We start from the raw sequence: 2027 nt of genomic DNA, 5'->3' as shown, positions 1-2027 counted from the left end.
CGACGGCGCCGAGGACTCCGCCCCACCCCGCCCCGTCGCCGGCGCGTTGCCTCTACCTGTACCGTAGGATTCCCGCGACGTCGAAACGCGCGGCGCGGAGCCGGGCGCCGAAGGTCCGTCGTCCCTGTCATGCCGGTTCGCCATGGGTCCAGTGTACCCCTCATTCCAGGATTCCATGGTTCTTCGGCCTGGACGCCTGCCCGGTTGCGTCGGAAATCGCGCGTTCCCGTCAGATCCCGAAATCCGGAAGCAACCTCTGGAGTCTCCCGCGGATAATGCGGGAGAAAAAAGACCCAGAAGCGACAGGAGATGCCCGTGGCCCTCAACATTGGCTCCAAGCTCGATTCGGTCATGGCCCGCATCCGCCAGGCCACGGAGCAGGCTCGCGCCGAGATGGCGGCGGCCGCCCAGTCCGTGAAGGAACCCCTGCCGGACGCGCCGGACGCCAAGCCGCTCAACGCCGCGGAAGGGCGCTACCTGGACTCCTTCGAGGAGGAGCGCGCCAAGAAGATGGGCCTGCCGTCCCTGGCGGCCCCCCCACCGCCGGGCACGGACCCGGCCGCCAGCGCGGTCCCCGCCAACGAGGCGACGCAGGCCCAGAAGGAGCAGGGCTGGAACGCGCCCCAGACGACCGTCGCGCAGACGAGCAAGAAGGGCTGCGCGGAGGCCACCCTCACCTACCTGGAGCAGTCCAGCGCCGAGGAGGCCGTCCCGCTGACGCAGCAGGAGGCCCGGGACAAGGTGCGCAACAAGGCCGACACGCTGGCCACGTCGGAGACGGCAGGCGTGAAGGACCGCGTGCAGGTGAACCTGGATGACGGCGCGACCCCGGACGAGATGGGCGCCATGCTGGGCAGCATGGGCATCAAGGTCACCAACGGCTTTGACGAGTGCAACACGGACGCACTGAGCGGCGCGCTGAAGCACGGGCAGATGGCGCTGGCGCTGGTGGACTCCAACGCGCTGCTCAACACGACCCTGGCCGAGGGCGAGAAGGGCCCGGAGAGCGGCGAGCTGCACTGGCTCACCATCGACGGCGTGAACCCGGGCAAGACGAAGAGCACGGACGACGACCTCTACCGCGTGCGCGACCCCGTCAACGGCGCCTACTGGGTGAAGGCCAGCGATCTGAAGAAGAGCATCGCCCAGGCCCAGGAGAAGCACGACAGCGGCGGCGTGATGACCGTCAAGAAGGACGGCGCCGCGAAGACGAAGGAGCAGCGCGAAGCCCTGGCCCGCACGAACCTGGAGCACACCCAGCCGCTGGGCAAGGGCAACGGCGGCGCCAGCCGGCGCATGAGCGTGAGCGAGTCCAGCTAGGCTCCGCACCACTTCCTGCTTCACCCCAACGCCTTCCCCAGCCTCGCGCCAGGGGAAGGCGTTTCACTTTTTCCGAGGGCCAGACAGGTCGTCGGAGGTTCGCTGGCCCCCCCTGCACCCCAGATCCCTTCGCGAGGACGCGCGCCCCACGAAGCACGACGCTGTGCCGTGACAGGGGGCCTGAGCGAACGCCAAGAGGCAGGTCACGAACAGAAGCGCCCGCCGGGAGCGACGTCGCCCAAACGGTCCGACTGTCGGCCACCAAGGCAACCCCAGGCAAGGGGCTCTGCCGGGAGCGCTGTCACCCAACTGATCCGACTGTCGGCCACCAAGGCAACCCCAGGCAAGGGGCTCTGCCGGGAGCGCTGTCACCCAACTGGTCCGACTGTCGGACCGCCAAGGTGGCCACAGGCGGAGGCGCCTGCCGGGAGCGACGCCGCCCAACTGGTCCGACTGTCGGACCAGTTCGCAACGCCTGGCGCCCAGGAGCGCGCTGGCCTGGTAGGCGACGTCACCGGTGGGCCTTCGCGTCCATGTCAGACCCGTCTGGTTGGATGGGCGAAGCATCGGGCGAGGAGGCGGGGATGGTGAGGGTGGGGCTGGTGGCGTACGTGGAGGAGCAGCTCGAGCGGGACATTGCGCAGAGGAGGCTGCCGAGGAATGGGGGGTTGGCCTCGGAGCGGAAGATGGCGCGCCGCTTTGGGGTA

At 69.2% G+C, this 2027-nt stretch carries 1 protein-coding gene; it reads left to right on the top strand.

Annotation, left to right across the window (positions count from 1 at the left end; translation table 11 throughout):
• The first annotated feature begins 315 nt into the window (after positions 1–315).
• Positions 316–1320, top strand: a complete 1005-nt coding sequence (locus D7W81_RS41015) for a hypothetical protein (RefSeq protein WP_147445832.1) — start codon at positions 316–318, stop codon at positions 1318–1320.
• Positions 1321–2027 lie beyond the last annotated feature (707 nt).

Origin of the sequence: Corallococcus aberystwythensis (assembly GCF_003612165.1) — a bacterium.
GTDB classification, from domain to species: Bacteria; Myxococcota; Myxococcia; order Myxococcales; family Myxococcaceae; genus Corallococcus; species Corallococcus aberystwythensis.
This window is presented reverse-complemented; position numbering and strand designations above follow the sequence as displayed.